Genomic DNA, 18,351 nt, shown 5'->3' on the forward strand with positions numbered 1-18,351 from the left:
GCGTAGCCCTTACCGGTAAACTGGGAAAATGGCAGCATTGAAGAACCCTCTTTTCGACACGGCGACGACCCTGGGCAAGATCCTGGGGTTCCTTGCTGTCAGCGGTATTTGCGGTGTCCTGGTCGCTGGCCTGATGGTTCCCGCGGTGGCGGTGACGGGAACAACTGCCAGCAACTCCATCAGTTACTTCGATGATCTGCCCAGCGAGCTGAAGATCGACGCTCCCTCGCAGTCCACCAAGGTCCTCGCCAATGACGGCTCGGTCATCGCCACGTTCTACGACCAGAACCGCGTGCAGGTCGGGCTCGATGCCATGTCCCCCTTTATCAAGGAGGGTGTCATTGCCATTGAGGACTCCCGCTTCTACGAGCACGGCGGCATCGACAGCACCGGTATTCTCCGTGCACTCGTCGCCACTGCGCAGGGCGGCCGGCAGGGCGCTTCCACGCTGACACAGCAGTACGTCAACAACGTCATCATCGCCACGCAGGAGGCCAACGGGCAGTCGGACCAGATCAAGTTCGGAGCCGACAAGACCATCGGCGACAAAGTCCGCGAGATGAAGCTGTCCATCGCCTTGGAGAAGAAGTATTCCAAGGACGATATCCTCAAGGGTTACCTCAACATCGTCTACTTCGCCAACGGCGCCTACGGCATCGAGGCGGCTGCGAACCTGTACTTCGGCGTCTCCGCGAAAGATCTGACGCTGCCGGAGGCCGCCATGCTGGCCGGCGTCGTCAACAGTCCTACGTACTACGATCCGGTCAAGGAGCCCGACCATGCACTGGCCCGGCGCAACCTGGTTTTGGACAAGCTGCTGCAGACTGGAAAGATCAGCCAGGCCGATCACGACGCCGCCGTCGCCAGCCCGATTGCGTTGAACCTGCAGCCCAGCAAACAGGGCTGCATCTCCGCCGCGTCGGCGCCGTACTTCTGCGATTACGTCCGGCACACGATTTTGAACAACTCGGCCTACGGGAGCACACCCGAGGAGCGCCAGAAGTTCCTGGACCGCGGGGGGCTGACCATCCAGACGACCCTGGACCCGCGGCTGCAGACTGCGGCGCAGAATCAGGTCAATGACACCCAGCCTGCCGATGACCCGAATCAGAAGGGAACCTCGCTGACCACGGTGGAGCCCGGGACCGGCAAGATCCTCTCCATGGCCCAGAACACCATCTATTCCAATGTCGAAGCGCTCGGCAATACGAACCTGAACTTCAATGTGGACCAGGGCGACGGCGGCGGCGCCGGGTTCCAGCCCGGGTCAACCATGAAGACGGTTACGTTTGCCGAATGGCTCAACGAGGGCCACTCGATGAATGAGACGGTTGACGCGAGCCGCAGACTTTACCCGGGCAATTTCCCTTGGAAAGCGACCTGTGTGCCGGACCAGCACTACTTCGGCGCCTATGATCCGTCCGAGCCCGGCAGCTTCCTGCTGCCCAACGATGAACCGGGCTACTACTCGCCGATGACGGTGCTGAACGGCATCACGAAGTCCATCAACACCGCAACCTTTGCCTCGGCTGCCAAGCTGGATCTGTGCGGCCTCAACAGCATGGGTACGGCGATGGGCCTCCACGATGCCGGCAACGGAACGGCGCTGGACTGGACCAGCACCATCTCGAGCCTGATTGGTGGCGGGAAGAACGTCTCGCCTCTGACGATGGCCAACGGCTTCGCCACCTTTGCCAGCGGCGGCGTGTACTGCAACCCCACGGCCATCACCTCCATCACGGATTACCAGAACAAGACGTACCCCGTCCCGGGCGCGGACTGCAAGCAGACCATCAAACCCGAGGTCGCGGCGGGCGTGAACTACGCGCTGCAGGATGTGGTCACCAAGGGCTCCGCCTACGGGCTGGGCATCGGCACTCCGGCAGCAGCCAAGACCGGCACCACCGACGGCTCCGAGCAGACCTGGGTTATCGGCTACACGCCGAAGCTGGCGACGGCGTCCTGGTGGGGCTATTGGAAGGAAGGCGCCACCCGGTACGCGACGGACTACACCTACAAAGGCAAGTTCTACCCGCAGGTTGACGGTGCCTACATTGCCGGGCCGCAGTGGCAGAACTATATGAAACAAGCGGTCCAGTTCTACCCGGGCGGCACCTTTGTGGCGCCACCGGCGAACCTGTTGGCTCCCCCATCCAACGGGAGGTCCACGCCACCGTCCAGCAGTCCTCCCGCCACCACGGCTCCAAAGCAGTAGCCGGCATGGCTGAAACATCCGCACACCGGCCCAACGGCTGGTTGGCCGCCCTTGCCGTGACGGCGGGGACGGCTGCCGCCTGCACCGCCTATGGAGCGCTGGTGGAACGCAACTGGTTTGAGCTGCGCCGAGAGACCGTGCCCTGCCTGCCTGCCGGGTCCGGCCCGTTCACGGTACTGCACCTGTCCGACATCCATCTCAGCCCGGGACAGGGCAAGAAGACACGCTGGCTGCAGAGTCTTGCTGAACTCAGCCCGGATCTGGTGGTGAACACCGGCGACAATCTCAGCCATGTCAACGCCATCCCGCCGCTATTGGAGGCACTGGGCCCGCTGATGGAGTTTCCCGGGGTCTTCGTTCCGGGATCCAATGACTACTTCGCCCCGATGCTGAAGAACCCGCTGTCGTATCTGACTGGTCCGTCCAAGCTGGCCGAAGGGAAAATTGCCAAACGCCAGCCCAAGAGGCTGGACACCGAAGGCCTGCACGCTGGCTTCGGCATGGCAGGGTGGATCAATCTGACCAACCGCCACCAGTCGATGGGACTCCGCGGGGTCCGCTTTGACTTCACGGGCGTCGATGATCCGCATCTGAACCGGGAACGCTTTGCCGGCTGGCCCGCCGGATCGGGGCAAAACGCTTCCCCGCACGTGCGGATTGCGGTGGCGCACGCCCCGTACCAGCGCGTGCTCGACCGCTTCACGGAGGACGGCGCCGATCTGATCCTGGCTGGACACACACACGGCGGGCAGGTGTGCATCCCCGGTTACGGAGCGCTGGTCAGCAACTGCGATCTGCCCACCTGGCGGGCCAAGGGCCTCAACGATTGGGAACACAACGGCCGGACGACGCCGGTCAACGTCTCGGGCGGCATCGGTACCTCCAGCACCGCGCCCATCCGGTTCGCCTGCCGACCCGAAGCGGTCCTGCTCACGCTCACCGCCCGGGCCTAATTCGTCGCTGCATGGCGGGCTATGGAGGGTAAACTGCCCGCCATCTGGCTGTGCGCCGGCCGTCTTAGTCCCGCTTCCCCTCCCGTCCGCTCCGCTCCCCCACCGGGTCGCAACACCCTTCCTCTCCCGTCCCCCAACTAGGTCGCAGTTGCGGCACTCAAACTCCGGTATGAGTGCCGCAACTGCGACCCAGTTTGGCCGGGGACGGTCTCGTTTCGCGATGCCGCACAAAATCCGCTATTCTTGAGAGGTTGCTTTTCCTGAACTTGAAAAAGGACGGGGAGGGACAGCGGATCGGGGTGTGGCGCAGTTTGGTAGCGCGCGTCGTTCGGGACGACGAGGCCGCAGGTTCAAATCCTGTCACCCCGACCAGCAAAAGAGCCCGCTTCCGTTATCCGGGAGCGGGCTTTACTTTGCAGATTTTCACGGGCGACTGAGTACGCGCCCGCCAGTTTCTAGGCGGGTCCCCAAACGGTGGTCCACCAGGCACCGAGCGTCGGGGCAGAGGGCAAAACGGCCGCATCCGGCCAGTTCCCCACCCGAGCAGGCGACGCATCCGGCCAGTTCCCCACCCGCGCAGGCGACGCATCCGGCCAGTTCCCCACCCGCGCAGGCGACGCATCCGGCCAGTTCCCCACCCGCGCAGGCGACGCATCCGGCCAGTTCCCCACCCGCGCAGGCGACGCATCCGGCCAGTTCCCCACCCGAGCAGGCGTGGCTGCCCCAGACACCGTCGCTGGCTCTGCCGCGTTCGCCGTTGCCGGCACGGCAAGCGCGCCCACAGCCACGACGCCAGCGATGGTAAGAGATGTTGCAAACCTGTTCATGAAATCAGCCTTCGGGTTGGATGGTGAAAGTGCGGGTTTTCAACTGTTGACAACAATTGTAAAATCGAGTGTAAACCAGCTGTCACAATAGTTACAGACCTTGCGCCGGGCCGCGAGGCAAACAAGGAGGAAACAGTGGGCAATAGTTTCGGGGACCGCCTACGAGCCGAAAGACTGGCCAGAAGTCTGACCCAGGCTGAGCTCGGAGGCGACCTATACTCCGCAAGTTACGTTTCATTACTTGAAAACGCCCGGCGCGAACCCACGCCCGAGGTCATAATTCAGCTGGCAAAACAGCTCCAGCTTGCCCCGCATGCGGTCCAGGAGTGGACCACTCCGGTCTCGGCGGAGGAGACCGGTTACCTGCTGGCGGTCCTCTACGCGCGCCAGTCCTGGGATATGCGGGACTACGCCCTGGCCTCACTTCACGCGGAAAAAGCAGCGCTGATGGCGCAGCAGAACAAAGACATTGTGTCCTGGTGGAACATGGCGCATCTGCATGCCAGTTCACTGCTGAAAAATGCAGAGTACGCCAAGTGCAAAGAGGTCATCGGCACGGTTCTCAGGCATCCGCTGTCCCAGGAGACGGCCGGGCTGGAGGTCCGTGCGCGCCAGCTGATGGCCTCGGCCTGCCTGGGGCTGGGGCAGCTGCCCGAGGCCGTGGAGCATGCCACCGTGGCCGTTACCCGCGGCGCTTCCCTGCCGCAGGAGTCAAATGCCTACATCGCCGCCGTGCGGACTCTGATCGCGGCTCTTTCTGAAAGCGGCCGGCTCGACGACGCGTGGGTGCACTGCCAGACACTGTCCGCTTTGGAGGACGAATCCATGCTCCCCCAACTGGCCGGCGAAATGTACTGGGTGATCGGCAATGTCGCCTTCATGCGCAACGACGTTGAGCAAGGTCTCGCCAATCACGCCAAGGCGGGACGGCTGCTTTCGCCGGCAAGTGATCTGGCCCTGTGGGCCCGTTTCAACAAGGCCACGGCGTCGGTGCGCCTGTCCGCGGGTGTGGTGGAACCGGAGACCCTGGAAGCCATTGAACGCGCCGAACTGGCACAGTCTGTGGTGGGGGCAAACCTTTCGGACGAGCTTGAAGTTGCGCTGATCCGTGCGCGCTGGCTGTACCTGACGGGGGCGCTGGAGCCCGCCGTCGAGCTTCTCTCGGACATTTACCGCCAGCGGGACGACTTAGCCAGGCATACCGCCGGCGAGGTCGCACTGCTGCTGGGCAAGACCCGCAAGGCGATGGGCCAGTTCCCGGAGGCGATGGAACTTTTGACGGAGGCCAAGGACCAGTTTGCCAGTGCCGGAGCAGCGGACCGGGTGGCTCTCGCGTTGGATAATATACTGGAAATCCGAGCGGCAGGCCGGATGGGCTAGCTGCGGAGCCAACGACAGGAGACGGTGATGGCGAGCAGGCAGAATGGGAAAAACACGTCGGGCCGGAAACGGCTGGCAAAACTGGCGCTGACGGCGGCCCAGCTCGGGCTGCAGGCCGCTGCGCTGGCGGACCTGAAGAAACGGACGTCCGCCCAGGTCAACGGCCCGAAGGCGATCTGGGTGGCGTGCTCGTTCATTAATTTCGCCGGCCCGATCCTCTACTTCGTCTGCGGCCGCCGGAAATAGCCGACGGAAGCCAGCCGGCAGCCCTCCGTCTCAGACGAACGTGCGGCCGGTCAGCTTTTCGTACGCCTCCACATAACGCCCACGGGTGCGCTCGACGACGGCGTCCGGCAAGGCGGGCGGCGGCGCGTCAGAGGACTTGTCCCAGCCGGATTCCGCCCCCGTAAGCCAGTCACGCACATACTGCTTGTCAAAGCTCGGCTGCGTCCGGCCCGGTGCCCACTGGTCCGCGTCCCAGAACCGGGATGAATCGGGTGTCAGCACCTCGTCCCCCAACGTGATGGTGCCGGTGGCAGGGTCGATCCCGAATTCCACTTTTGTGTCGGCCAGGATGATGCCCCGGGCCCGGGCGATTTGCTCCGCCCGCGCGTAAATCTTCAGTGTAAGGGCCTGCAGCGACGCCGCATGGTTGGCCCCAACGGTATCGACGACGGCGGCGAAGGTGACGTTTTCGTCGTGCTCGCCGACCTCAGCCTTGGCCGAAGGTGTGAAAATGGGCCGCTCCAGCCGGGAGCCGTCTGTCAGCCCGGCGGGCAGCGGCAGGCCGCAGACCGTCTGCGTCTGCCGGTATTCCAGCAGCCCGGAGCCGGTGAGGTAGCCGCGGGCGATGCATTCCACAGGGAACATCCGAAGCTTTTTGCAGATCATCGCACGGCCGGCAACCTCCGCCGGCACGCCGTCGGCAACGGTGCTGCCGAGCACATGATTTGGCACGTCCAGCTGCTCGAACCACCACAGGCTCAGCTGCGTGAGGATGCGCCCCTTGTCCGGAATCCCGGTGGCCAGAACGTGGTCGTAGGCGCTGATCCTGTCGCTGGCCACCACGAGCAGCACATCGTCACCGGCCGTCACGGGATTCTCGTCCGCCGGAGCGTACAAATCCCGGACCTTTCCGGAGTATATGTGCTGCCAGCCAGCCAGCTGCGGCGCGCTCACAGCCGGTCCGCCTGTCCCTGACCGGTGACAGGTATTGGACCGGTGCAGCTGGCCGCCGGTACGGTGATTTCCCCGCGAGCCGCCTTCGCCGCGATATCGCGGCGGTACTGTGAGCCGTCCAGCTTGATCAGCGAGACGCCGTCGTAGGCCCGTTCGCGGGCCTCCTCCAGATCGATTCCCAAGGCAACCACGGCGAGCACCCGGCCGCCCGCGCTGACGGTCTTGCCGTCGTCGTCCAGCGCCGTTCCGGCGTGCAGCACATGCACCTGCTCCAGGGCGTTGGCCTTGTTCAGGCCGCGGATCCTGTCGCCCATGCGCGGCGCGTCCGGGTAATTTTCGGACGCCAGGACGACGGCGACGGCACTGTCGGGCGACCAACGCAGGTCCTCGGCCTCGTCCAGTTGGCCGCGCGCGGCCGCCATCAGCAGGCCGCCCAGCGGCGTCTTCAGCCGGGCGAGCACAGCCTGCGTTTCCGGGTCCCCGAAACGCGCGTTGAACTCGATCACCCGCATCCCACGGCTGGTCAGCGCCAGCCCACAGTAGAGCACGCCCACGAAGGGAGTCCCGCGGCGGGCCATTTCATCGACGGTGGGCTGGGCCACGCGGGAGATGACCTCCTCGACCAGACCCGTTGGCGCCCAGTCCAGCGGCGAATAGGCCCCCATGCCGCCGGTGTTCGGGCCCTCGTCGCCATCGAAAATACGCTTGAAATCCTGTGCCGGGGCCAGCGGAACCACGCTTCGGCCGTCGGCGAGCACGAAGAGCGACACTTCGGGGCCGTCCAGGAACTCTTCGATGACCACCTCGCCGCCGGCGTCGAAGCAGCTCTGCGCGTGGGCCAGCGCTTCGGCACGGTCCGAGGTGACCACAACGCCCTTGCCCGCCGCGAGTCCGTCGTCCTTGACTACGAACGGGGCGCCAAAGGCATCGAGCGCGTCTGCGGCCTGCTCGGCATTGCTGGCGACCCGGGCCATCGCGGTTGGAACGCCCGCTTCGGCCATGACTTGCTTGGCAAACGCCTTGGACGCCTCCAGCCGGGCGGCCTCCTTGCCGGGGCCGAAAACGGGGATTCCGGCCGCGCGGACGGCATCGGCAACTCCCGCGGCCAGCGGTGCCTCGGGGCCGACGACGACCAGATCCACCGTCAGGCGGGTGGCCAAAGCCGTCACCGCTGCCGGGTCATTAGCGTCCACGCTGTGTGTCGGCACCAGCTTGCCGATGCCGGCATTGCCGGGGGCAGCGTGAACCTCGGAAACGTTGGGGTCGCTGAGCAGGGAACGGACTATGGCATGTTCGCGGCCACCGGGGCCAATCACGAGAACCTTCACGCTTCAAGGGTACTTTGCCCCGACGGGCGGGGGCTCAACGTGCGCAGCGGGCGGTGTGGCAGCCCGTGACGGGACACAGGACCAGGAAACCCGCCGCTCCTGCATAGACTAAGCGGATGCTGCAAACATTCTCCGCCGACGCCGCCGTCGAACTAGCCGTGCTCGAACGCAGCGGGTTTGTCGAATCCCGTCACATCGGCTCCGCCGTTGTCCTGGCTGGAGATGGTTCCGTTGTCACATCGCTGGGCGACATCTCCGGCCCGATGTACCCGCGCTCATCGCTAAAGCCGCTGCAGGCCCTCGCTTCGATGCAGGCGGGCGTCCCGCTGCGGGGCGTCCAGGCTGCCATGGCCTGCGGCAGCCACGTGGGCTCGCAGGAGCACAGGGACGTGGTGGAGGGGATGCTCCGGGCCGGCGGGATTACGGAGCAGGATCTCCGCTGCCCGGAGGATTGGCCGGAGGACGCCCGGGCCTGGATCGAGACGATTCGTGCCGGAGGCGGCAAGAGCAAGATCGCGATGAACTGTTCCGGCAAACACGCCGCCTTCCTCTGGGCGTGCACCGAGAACGGCTGGGACCTGCGCTCCTATCTGGAGCCGAACCATCCCCTGCAGCAGCTGGTCCGCTCGGTGATCGAGGAATACACACAGGAATCGGTGGTGCATACCGGCGTGGACGGCTGCGGAGCTCCCGTCACTGCGGTGTCACTGACCGGCCTGGCGAGGGCCTACTCCAAGCTGGCGAAGGCCCCGGCCGATAAGAACGCAAATGCCCGTGCCGCCACCATCACCACATCGATGCTGGACTACCCGTGGGCGGTGCACGGCCGCGGCAAATCGGACACGGTGGTGATGGAGGAACTGGGAATTCTCACCAAACGCGGTGCCGAGGGCGTCCTGGCGATATCCACCCCCACAGGCGCCGCGGTGGCACTGAAAATGCTGGACGGAAACGGCCGCGCGGCAACATTGGTGGGGCTGACCTTGCTGGCCGCTGCGGGGGCGGTGGATGCCCGCGATGTGGCGCGCGTGCTGGAGCGCGTGGTCTCTCCCATTACGGGCGGCGGACGTCCGGTGGGCAGCCTGCGCCTGAGCTCGACCGTCAGCGCACTCTTGGATTAGCCGACTCATGCCTAGCCGGGCTGTTGGCTAGCCGGGCTGTTGGCCTAGCCGGGCTGTTGGATTAGCCGCGTTCAGGGGTTGGCCCGGCTTTTGAATCAACACAGCCGAAGCGGTGGAACACGGCCGACAAGTGGGGCGACATGGCCCTTCGACAGCTTATTCCTGGGGCAGATCTTCCCCACTCGAGGGCGGAATGGAGTAACACGATGGTCGCGAGGCGGCGGGTGGAGATTGTGGTTGGCCTGGCCGCCGTGGCGGCTTGGCAGGCCGGCCCGGTGGACCGCGGGACCTTGGCAACGGCAGTCCGCTACACGCTCGAAGAGGTGGCCGCCAGGGCGCCGGGGAATTCGGTGGAGGTCCGGGTGCCCCCGTTTGGAGTGGCCCAATGCGTAGCCGGACCCCGGCATACCCGCGGAACACCGCCCAATGTCGTTGAGTGCGACGCCGACACCTGGCTGGGGATGGCCGCGGGCCGGCTGAGCTGGGCAGATGCCGTTGCCGCCGGGAACGTGGCCGCGTCAGGACTGCGGGCTGATCTGGCGGGTCTGCTCCCGCTCTGACCGTCGCCCGACTCATCCATCCGCCCGCACTGCCCGCCGCCCGCGGTGCAGGTGCCTCCAGCGCAGGTAGGCTTAAGACTATGACTTCCCTGCCATCCAGCGAGCCGAACCGCAGCCAGCCGCACGCATCCGAGCCGGTCCAGGAGGCACCCGAGCGGCGGCGGGCCACCGTGCGCCGGGCGCCGAAGTTTGTCCCGTTCCTGGTGCTCGGCGCCCTGGTGGGCGTACTGGCCGCGGCGATAGTAGCCGTGGCCGGTCCCGGCAGCGCTGACTTCGACCGCAGCACGGTTTTCGGGTTCTTCGCCGTCCTGCTGGCCCTCCCGGGGGTGGCTTTGGGCGGCGTTCTGGCCCTGCTGCTGGACCGGGCCAGCATCCGCCGCAGCGAGCGGATTGTGCTCGAACGGGCGCCCGGTGACGACGCCGCTCCGGCCGCAGACCAGGCTCCGTGACCCCCTCCCGGCAATACGTGAGATAATTCTCTGGTGGCACGCGGAGACGGAAAACTTTCCCATGATCTTTTACCCGGTGAAAAAGGCCCCCAGGATGCCTGTGGCGTCTTTGGTGTTTGGGCACCCGGTGAAGAGGTCGCAAAACTAACCTATTACGGGCTGTATGCGCTACAGCACCGCGGACAAGAATCGGCCGGCATTGCCACCAGCGACGGCAACCGGATCAGCGTCTACAAGGATATGGGCCTGGTGTCCCAGGTCTTCGATGAGACGACGCTTAATACGCTCACCGGGCACATCGCCGTCGGGCATTGCCGGTATTCCACCACCGGTTCGTCCAACTGGGCCAACGCACAGCCCACCCTGGGTGCCACCGCAACTGGTACCGTGGCGCTGGCCCATAACGGCAACCTAACCAACACCGCCGAGCTCTTTGACATGGTGCTCGAACGCCATGGCAAGCCGACGTCCGGCGAAATGGCGCAGGGCAATACGTCCGACACAGCGCTGGTCACCACCCTGCTCAAGGGCGACGACGGCCGTTCCCTTGAGGACACCGCAATGGACCTGCTGCCGAAAATCCACGGCGCGTTCTGTTTCGTCTTCATGGATGAAGGCACCCTCTACGCCGCCCGCGATCCGCACGGCGTCCGGCCGCTGGTGCTCGGCCGGCTGCAGCGCGGCTGGGTGGTTGCCTCCGAGGGCGCCGCCTTGGCGACCGTGGGTGCAAGCTACATCCGGGACATCGAGCCCGGCGAATTTATTGCCATTGACGAGGACGGCGTCCGGAGCCAGCGGTTCGCGCCGTCCACCCCGGCCGGCTGCGTCTTCGAATACGTCTATCTGGCCCGGCCGGATGCCACGATTGCCGGCCGCTCGGTCTACGAATCCCGCGTGGAAATGGGCCGGCAGCTGGCCCGGGAAAACAGCTTCGATGCGGATATTGTGATTCCTGTGCCGGAGTCCGGAACGCCCGCCGCCGTCGGTTATGCGGAGGAATCCGGCATCCCGTTTGCGCACGGCTTCGTCAAGAACGCCTATGTGGGGCGGACATTCATCCAACCCAGCGAGACGCTGCGCCAGCTCGGTATCCGGCTGAAACTCAATGCGCTGGAATCCGTCATCCGCGGCAAACGCATTGTGGTGGTGGATGATTCGATCGTCCGCGGAAACACCCAGCGCGCCGTGGTCCGGATGCTCCGTGAGGCCGGCGCAGCCGAGGTGCATGTCAAGATTTCTTCGCCGCCCGTGCGCTGGCCCTGTTTTTACGGCATTGACTTTGCCTCCCGCGCGGAGCTGATCGCCAACGGGGCCGCCATTGACGAGATCAGCAAGTCGATCGGCGCCGATTCACTGGCCTATATTTCCGAGGACGGCATGATCAATGCCACCCTGCAGCCGCGCGAGCGCCTCTGCACGGCCTGCTTCACGGGCGTCTACCCGATCAAACTGCCGACGGCGGACCGGCTCGGAAAGAATCTGCTGGAACGTACCGATCCGGCCGATGACACCACCTCCACCGGCTGCGACCCGGGGCCGGACGCCGAGCTTGAACCCCTGCTGACACCCAGCGACAGGCACACCGCCGGCGCGCACGATGACCAAAAGAAAGAGACAGTATGACTTCCGCTGGGCAGAACTGCGCACCGTCCGGCGCTGCCGGGATTACCTACGCCAGTGCAGGTGTCGACGTCGAGGCGGGCGACCGGGCCGTCGAACTGATGAAGGGCGCCGTCAAGGCGACGCATGGCCCCGAGGTGCTGGGCGGTGTGGGCGGCTTTGCCGGCCTGTACGACGTTTCCCGGCTGTTGACCTACACGAAGCCGCTGCTCGCCACCTCCACCGACGGTGTCGGCACCAAGGTCGCTATCGCCCAGGCCATGGACATCCACGACACGATTGGCTTCGATCTGGTCGGCATGGTGGTCGATGACATCGTAGTGGTAGGCGCCGAGCCGCTGTTCATGACGGACTACATCGCCTGCGGCAAGGTGGTCCCCGAACGCATCGCGGACATCGTCCGCGGCATCGCCGCGGCCTGCGAGGTGGCCGGCACCGCGCTGGTGGGTGGCGAAACGGCCGAACACCCGGGGCTGTTGGGCGAAAGCGAGTACGACGTTGCCGGCGCGGCCACCGGTGTGGTGGAAGCGGCTAATCTGTTGGGACCGGACCGCGTCCGCGCGGGCGACGTGGTGATCGGCATGGCCTCCTCAGGCCTGCACTCCAACGGCTATTCACTGGTGCGCCGGGTGATTAATCATGCCGGCTGGGCACTGGACCGCCAGGTCTCGGAGCTCGGCCGCACGCTCGGCGAGGAGCTGTTGGAGCCGACGCGGGTTTATGCCGCGGACTGCCTGGACCTGGCCCGCTTTTTGCCCGTCGGATCCCCCGCCGGTGTGCATGGCTTCAGCCACATCACCGGCGGAGGATTGGCCGCGAACCTGGCCCGGGTGCTGCCGCAGGGCCTCGTCGCAACGGTGGACCGCTCCACCTGGAGCCTGCCGGCCATCTTCAAGCTCGTCGCGGAACTGGGCAACGTCCCGCTGGCCGATCTCGAGCGAACCCTGAATCTCGGCGTTGGCATGATCGCGATCGTTCCCGCCGAAGCCGCGGACGCCGCCGTCGCCCGTCTCACCGAACGCGGACTGCCCGCCTGGATGATGGGCACTGTCTCCGCGCAGTCCGTGGACATGAACAGGACCGGCCCGGACTACGTCCAGGGAGCCAAGGGAGTCGACGGCGGCGCTGTCAGGCTGGTCAGCACCTACGCCTGACCACCAGAGCGGCCTGCGCCTGACACCCGAGCACCGTCCGCTTCTTCGTCGCTCCATCCACCCCGTCATCCGCGGCTCCGGCCACCCCGTCATCCACCACCTATGCGCCCATCCCCCCGGCCATGAGAGCGAAGACGGCGCCCTGCGGATCGCTGAACACGCCCATTCTGCCGATCGTCGAAACATCGAACGGTGGAGCTATGACGTGACCGCCCAGCTCGGCAATCTTCGCGGCGGTCACGTCCACATCCGCCACGTTGAAATACACGGTCCAGTTGTTCGGCATTTCCGGCATCGGCTTAGCCAGCGCGCCGCCCACGCTCCGGCCACTGACCATCAGCTGGGTATAATCGCTCATGTCCCCGGCAGGTCCGGTCTCGGCTTCCAGCCCGACAACGGACCGGTAGAACGGCAGCACAGCCGCCACGTCGTCGACCTGGAGTTCATTCCAGATGACCGCGCCGGGCTCATTAACTACACTGGAACCGATCATCCCCTTGGCTTCCCACAGCCCCACCGGTGTTCCGGACGAATCGGTGGCGATGACCATGCGTCCGTTCCCCGGGACCTCGTCCGGCGGGAACATCAGTGATCCGCCTGCCTCCGTGACCCGCGCTGCGGCTTCGTCCACGTTGTCCACAGCCAAGTACGTGGTCCAGTTGGACGGGATCCCGGAAGCTGCCATCTCCGGCATTTGCTGCGACAGGCCGGCTACATTGCCGCTGTTTTTGGTCGCGAGGTAATACGTCATCTCCGGGCTCATCACATTGGCCGCATACTCCCAACCGAAGATTCCGGCGTAGAAAGCCCTGGCTCCGTCCACGTCGGTGCTGGAGAGGTCCACCCAGCAGGGGGTTCCTTGCGCATAGCTGGCTACCTTGGGCATTGCAAAACCTTTCCGAGCGGATGTGAAAGTGCCGAAGAGGCACCCTCTGGTGTCCCGCACAGCAGCAGGCCGGCGGCGGTCCCAAAGCCATCCAAGCACTCCGACGTCCGGCTGGGAAGAGGTCCCGGACAGAAACCTTCCGGGCACAACAAATACCCCGCCTGGTCGGCCCGGTAACCGGAACCATCACATCTGGCAGGGTGTTGTTGCATCTCAGGCAGGTCTGCGGACCTAGCCGATACGGCGGGTGTCCACCTCGTCGTCGTCCTCCGAAAACTTGTCCGCATACTTGTCCTCGTACGCCGAATAGTCCGGCTCTACGGGACTCTCCGTGTAGCGGCTGGAGGCACGCCTCTCGGTGGCCCCCAGTTCGCGCTGGAGCGCCGTGTAATCAGTGTTCGGGGAGTAATACTTGATGTCCCGAGCCTGCTTGGTTGCCTTAGCCTTTTGACGGCCGCGCCCCATGGCGTGACCCCCTTTTGCACTCGGACCGGAGGTGGTCGCTCGGCTAAGAGCGAGGCCCCGGAATGTTTGGTCAATTTGTCGTAACTCTAGATTACATGCTTTCCCCCGTCTCCGTGCGCGCATGCGCCCTCGCATCTTCGGTAGAGTCGTTTTCAAGGGAACCGAGGCAGCGCCGGAAACAGGCGGTCGGCCGCAGGCACGACGTGATCGCCGGCGGTTTTTCCTTGGCGACGGATGGCTGCGGATGGCAGCAGTGGACCGGCAGGAAAGGTGTTTTCTTCGATGAGCAAGCAGGATGACGATCAGACGGGGGCCGACCGGAGCGTGGGAGCGCGGAGCGGGAAGGCGCGCGGCGATGAGGGGCACGACGACGGCGGTACGGCGGTTCCGCCGACCCCTCCTTCCGTGCCGGAGCCGGCAGTGTCCGAAGACGCCAATATTCAGCTCGAAGAGCCGCACCTTGCTGCTGCCGAAATCAGTAGCGAGGTAGCGGAATCCACCTCGTTGAATGAGGTGGAGGCCGAGGCCGCGCGGGTCGCCGAGGAAGCGCAGGCGACCGGAACCATGGTGGCCGGCAACGAGTGCAAGGCACCGCCGGCACCCGCTTTGCCCAGGGGTGATGCAGACAATCCGTGGAGCAAATCCGCGGCCGTCCCGGCCCACCCGGCTCCGGCCCACCCGGCCCCGGCCCACCCGGCTGCGGCCGGCACCCGGTCAGGCAACCCGGCGGGTGGCAGCAACCCCAAGTTGTACATTATGATCGGCCTCGCGGTCATCGGCGTGCTGCTGATCATCGGAGCAATCTGGCTGATCGTCTCTCTCCTCAGCGGATCCCGGGATCAGGCCCCCGTATCGAGCGCGGCACAGACGTCTGCAGCGACGAACCCAGAAGCTTCCAGCGCGGTCAACACCCCGAACCCGTCGCCGTCGGCCTCCCCTTCCCTCACCTCGACCCCGTCGCCGAACAACAACGGCGTGATCGCAACCAATGTTCCGCCGCTGAAGTGGGCGAAAGGCGATTGCCTGAAGAGTTTTCAGAGCGCCAGCCAAAATGCCGCCGTGGTGGATTGCACCGCTGCCCATTCCGCACAGCTGGTGGGGACCTACACCTACCCGGCGGGTGCCGATTACCCCGGACTGGATGCCCTCAAAGCGAAGGCAACCGACACCTGCAATGCCGTCAAACTCTCCAGCGCCGCCAATAACTACACCTACAAACCGAAGTCCGGATATCCGTCGGAAAGCACTTGGTCGAAGGGCGACCGCCGAGTGGACTGCATCATCGTGGACGATTCGGGCGAGAACATTAGGGAGTCCCTGCTGGGCTAGCCGGACCGCGGATGGGTCATTTGCGGCTGACGGACAGTCCCGTGGGGCCATGCCCATTCGCCAGCGCATCCACGCTGAGCTCCTCTATGTCTGCAGCGGTGTCGACGACGACGGTATCCCCATCCGTGACCGTGCCGGCCAGAATCTCGCGGGCCAGCCGGTCGCCGATTTCACGCTGCACGAGCCGGCGCAGCGGCCTTGCCCCGTAGGCCGGATCGTAGCCGGTCATCGCCAGCCATGCCCGGGCTCCATCCGTCACCTCCAGGCTCAGACGGCGCTCATGCAGGCGGGCAGCCAAGGACTGAACCTGCAGATCCACAATTTTGGACAGCTCGTCCACGCTCAGCGCATCAAACATCACGATGTCGTCCAGGCGGTTCAGGAACTCCGGCTTGAAGGAGTCATTGACCACGTCCATCACCAGTTTTTGCTTGGCCTCGGGAGCCAGGGTCTGATCCACCAGGTACTGGCTGCCCAAGTTTGAGGTCAGCACCAAAATTACGTTCCGGAAATCAACGGTTCGTCCCTGACCATCCGTGAGCCGGCCGTCGTCGAACACCTGCAGCAGGATGTCGAAGACTTCCGGGTGCGCTTTTTCCACCTCGTCGAGCAGCACAACGGAATACGGGCGACGGCGGACGGCTTCGGTCAGCTGGCCACCCTCCTCGTAGCCCACATATCCCGGAGGGGCACCCACCAGCCGGGCCACGGAATGCTTCTGGGAGTACTCGCTCATGTCGATCCGGACCATGGCCCGCTCGTCGTCGAACAGGAAGTCCGCGAGCGCCTTGGCGAGCTCCGTTTTGCCCACACCGGTGGGGCCCAGGAAGAGGAACGAACCGGTGGGCCGGTCGGGGTCCGAAATTCCTGCCCGCGCACGGCGCACCGCATCCGAGACGGCGGCAACGGCCTTGGACTGGCCGATCAACCGCGCTCCCAGCACCTGCTCCATCTGCAGCAGCTTCTGCGATTCGCCTTGCAGCATCCGGCCGGCCGGGATCCCGGTCCAGGCGGAGATGACCTCGGCTATGTCGTCGGCGGTGACCTCCTCGGCGACCATCAGCTGGGATTTGTCCGAAAATTCCTCTTCCGCGGCTGCAGTGTCCAGTTCGCGCTGGAGTGCCGGGATTTCGCCGTACAGGACCCGCGACGCCTGCTCCAGATCGCCGTCGCGCTGTGCCTTGTCCGCCACGGACCGCATCTCGTCCAGCTTCGCCTTGAGCTCGCCAACGCGGTTCAGGCCGGCCTTTTCCGCCTCCCACCGGGCGTTCAGGGCGTTCAGCTCCTCTTTCCTGTCCGCCATGTCCGCCCGCAGTGCGTCCAGCCGGTCCCGCGACGCGGCATCCGTTTCCCCGGTCAGCGCCAGTTCCTCCATGGTCAGCCGGTCCACCGATCGGCGCAGCCGGTCAATCTCCTCCGGAGCGGAGTCGATCTCCATGCGCAGCCGGGACGCGGCCTCATCCACCAGGTCGATGGCCTTGTCCGGCAGCTGCCGGCCCGCGATGTACCGGTTGGACAGGGTGGCCGCGGCAACCAAGGCGGAGTCCGCGATCGCCACCTTGTGGTGCGCCTCGTAGCGTTCCTTGAGTCCGCGGAGAATACCAATGGTGTCGGGGACGCTGGGCTCACCGACGTAGACCTGCTGGAACCGCCGCTCCAGCGCCGCGTCCTTCTCGATGCGTTCGCGGTATTCATCCAGTGTGGTGGCGCCGATCAGCCGCAGCTCGCCGCGGGCCAGCATGGGTTTGAGCATATTGCCCGCATCCATGGACCCCTCGGCCGCGCCCGCGCCGACCACCGTGTGGATCTCATCGATGAAGGTCACAATCTGCCCCTCGGAGTTCTTGATTTCCTCCAGCACGGCCTTCAACCGTTCCTCGAATTCACCGCGGTATTTAGCGCCGGCCACCATCGCGGCCAGGTCGAGGCTGACCAGCGTCTTCCCGCGCAGGCTCTCCGGCACGTCGCCCGCAACCATGCGCTGCGCCAGGCCCTCGACGACGGCGGTCTTACCCACGCCGGGTTCACCGATCAGCACCGGGTTGTTCTTGGTGCGCCGGCTGAGCACCTGGATCACGCGGCGGATCTCCGAGTCGCGGCCGATCACGGGATCCAGTTTGCCGGACCGTGCGATTGCGGTCAGATCGACACCGTACTTTTCCAGGGCCTGAAACGTGTTTTCCGGATCCGGAGTGGACACCTTCCCGCTGCCGCGCACATTCGGGAGGGCCGCTTCCAAAGCCTTGGTGCCGGCACCGGCGTCCCGCAGCACCTTCCCGGCCTCGCCCGCATCGGCGGCGATGCCGAGCAGCAGGTGTTCGGTGGAGACATAGCTGTCGCCCCGGCGGTCCGCCTCCTTTTGGGCCGACTGCAGCACCATCAGCGCATTCCTGCTGAGCTGGGCCTGTGCCACGGACGTCCCGGAGGAGGCCGGCAGGGACTTGATTGCCTGGCTGGCACCAAGACTGACCTGATCCGGGTCGACGCCGGCACCCTTCAGCAGGGCGACCGCCACGCCTTCGCGCTGATCCATCAGGGCTTTGAGCAGGTGCGCGGGTTCGACCTGCGGGTTGCCCGCCGTTGAGGCGTTCATCGCGGCGGCGGACAGAGCCTCCTGGCTCTTGGTCGTGAATTTGGCGTCCACAGACAGCTCCTTTCAAAAGCGGCAATTCGACTGCGTCCAGGCGGACGCGCCATCTATTAACTTGAGTGTACTACGCTCAACTTCAGAAAAAGTCCGCTGCTACCCATGATTGCCCACGGCGAAATCCCTGTCTACGCCGGGCGCGGTCCGTCATCGGCCGGGCAGCAAATGCCCGATCCGGAAGTGAACGGGACAGGGGGTGAACGGGACAAACATGGGAAACAGAGGGACAGTGCCCTGC

General features: G+C 65.3%; 15 protein-coding genes and 1 tRNA gene. 11 read left to right on the forward strand and 5 right to left on the reverse strand.

Going from position 1 to position 18,351, the window contains the following annotated elements:
* Window positions 1–28 precede the first annotated feature (28 nt).
* From QMG52_RS03470 to QMG52_RS03490, 5 genes are all read left to right on the forward strand, one after another.
* Window positions 29–2,215, forward strand: a complete 2,187-nt coding sequence (locus QMG52_RS03470; RefSeq protein WP_283559034.1) for a transglycosylase domain-containing protein — start codon at window positions 29–31, stop codon at window positions 2,213–2,215.
* Between the two features lie 5 nt (window positions 2,216–2,220).
* Window positions 2,221–3,168, forward strand: coding sequence for a metallophosphoesterase (locus QMG52_RS03475; protein WP_283559035.1), 948 nt, complete (start codon window positions 2,221–2,223; stop codon window positions 3,166–3,168).
* Between the two features lie 295 nt (window positions 3,169–3,463).
* A tRNA-Pro gene (locus QMG52_RS03480) sits at window positions 3,464–3,540 on the forward strand.
* A 590-nt stretch (window positions 3,541–4,130) separates the two neighbouring features.
* Complete coding sequence (locus QMG52_RS03485; RefSeq protein ID WP_283559036.1) at window positions 4,131–5,375, forward strand: helix-turn-helix domain-containing protein; 1,245 nt, start codon at window positions 4,131–4,133, stop codon at window positions 5,373–5,375.
* A 27-nt stretch (window positions 5,376–5,402) separates the two neighbouring features.
* Entirely contained in the window at window positions 5,403–5,621 is a 219-nt protein-coding gene (locus QMG52_RS03490) for a PLDc N-terminal domain-containing protein (RefSeq protein WP_283559037.1), read from the forward strand.
* A gap of 30 nt (window positions 5,622–5,651) precedes the next feature.
* Here QMG52_RS03490 and QMG52_RS03495 read toward each other — a convergent pair whose 3' ends face one another.
* Window positions 5,652–6,554: a phosphoribosylaminoimidazolesuccinocarboxamide synthase gene (locus QMG52_RS03495; RefSeq protein ID WP_283559038.1), complete on the reverse strand. Its 903-nt coding sequence runs from the start codon at window positions 6,552–6,554 to the stop codon at window positions 5,652–5,654.
* Window positions 6,551–7,882 (reverse strand): phosphoribosylamine--glycine ligase, encoded by a 1,332-nt coding sequence (gene purD / locus QMG52_RS03500; RefSeq protein ID WP_283559039.1) that lies wholly within the window; start codon window positions 7,880–7,882, stop codon window positions 6,551–6,553. The genes QMG52_RS03495 and purD overlap by 4 nt, the downstream gene beginning before the upstream one ends.
* A gap of 116 nt (window positions 7,883–7,998) precedes the next feature.
* On the opposite strand from purD, the gene QMG52_RS03505 reads away from it, so the two are divergent.
* The 5 genes from QMG52_RS03505 (at window position 7,999) to purM (ending at window position 12,786) form a co-directional block, all read left to right on the forward strand.
* Window positions 7,999–9,003, forward strand: coding sequence for an asparaginase (locus tag QMG52_RS03505; protein ID WP_283559040.1), 1,005 nt, complete (start codon window positions 7,999–8,001; stop codon window positions 9,001–9,003).
* Between the two features lie 206 nt (window positions 9,004–9,209).
* The gene (locus QMG52_RS03510; RefSeq protein ID WP_283559041.1) at window positions 9,210–9,563 is read left to right on the forward strand and encodes a sterol carrier family protein; all 354 of its coding nucleotides are present in this window, start codon (window positions 9,210–9,212) and stop codon (window positions 9,561–9,563) included.
* 80 nt (window positions 9,564–9,643) lie between these two features.
* Entirely contained in the window at window positions 9,644–10,012 is a 369-nt protein-coding gene (locus QMG52_RS03515) for a hypothetical protein (protein WP_283559042.1), read from the forward strand.
* 33 nt (window positions 10,013–10,045) lie between these two features.
* Window positions 10,046–11,635: an amidophosphoribosyltransferase gene (gene purF, locus QMG52_RS03520; RefSeq protein WP_283559043.1), complete on the forward strand. Its 1,590-nt coding sequence runs from the start codon at window positions 10,046–10,048 to the stop codon at window positions 11,633–11,635.
* Window positions 11,632–12,786, forward strand: coding sequence for a phosphoribosylformylglycinamidine cyclo-ligase (purM, locus tag QMG52_RS03525; protein ID WP_283559044.1), 1,155 nt, complete (start codon window positions 11,632–11,634; stop codon window positions 12,784–12,786). The genes purF and purM overlap by 4 nt, the downstream gene beginning before the upstream one ends.
* Window positions 12,787–12,886: 100 nt before the next feature.
* Here purM and QMG52_RS03530 read toward each other — a convergent pair whose 3' ends face one another.
* Window positions 12,887–13,672 carry a VOC family protein gene (locus tag QMG52_RS03530; protein WP_283559045.1) on the reverse strand — a complete coding sequence of 262 codons (786 nt, stop codon included), beginning with the start codon at window positions 13,670–13,672 and terminating at the stop codon, window positions 12,887–12,889.
* A 231-nt stretch (window positions 13,673–13,903) separates the two neighbouring features.
* Window positions 13,904–14,137 (reverse strand): DUF3073 domain-containing protein, encoded by a 234-nt coding sequence (locus QMG52_RS03535; RefSeq protein WP_283559046.1) that lies wholly within the window; start codon window positions 14,135–14,137, stop codon window positions 13,904–13,906.
* A gap of 282 nt (window positions 14,138–14,419) precedes the next feature.
* Here QMG52_RS03535 and QMG52_RS03540 point away from each other — a divergent pair, with 282 nt between their 5' ends.
* The gene (locus tag QMG52_RS03540; RefSeq protein WP_283559047.1) at window positions 14,420–15,466 is read left to right on the forward strand and encodes a septum formation family protein; all 1,047 of its coding nucleotides are present in this window, start codon (window positions 14,420–14,422) and stop codon (window positions 15,464–15,466) included.
* Window positions 15,467–15,482: 16 nt separating this feature from the next.
* Here QMG52_RS03540 and clpB read toward each other — a convergent pair whose 3' ends face one another.
* Window positions 15,483–18,110 (reverse strand): ATP-dependent chaperone ClpB, encoded by a 2,628-nt coding sequence (clpB, locus tag QMG52_RS03545; RefSeq protein ID WP_283559048.1) that lies wholly within the window; start codon window positions 18,108–18,110, stop codon window positions 15,483–15,485.
* Between the last annotated feature and the right edge of the window lie 241 nt (window positions 18,111–18,351).

The organism is Paenarthrobacter sp. PH39-S1, assembly GCF_030063245.1.
In the GTDB taxonomy this organism is placed as follows: domain Bacteria; phylum Actinomycetota; class Actinomycetes; order Actinomycetales; family Micrococcaceae; genus Arthrobacter_M.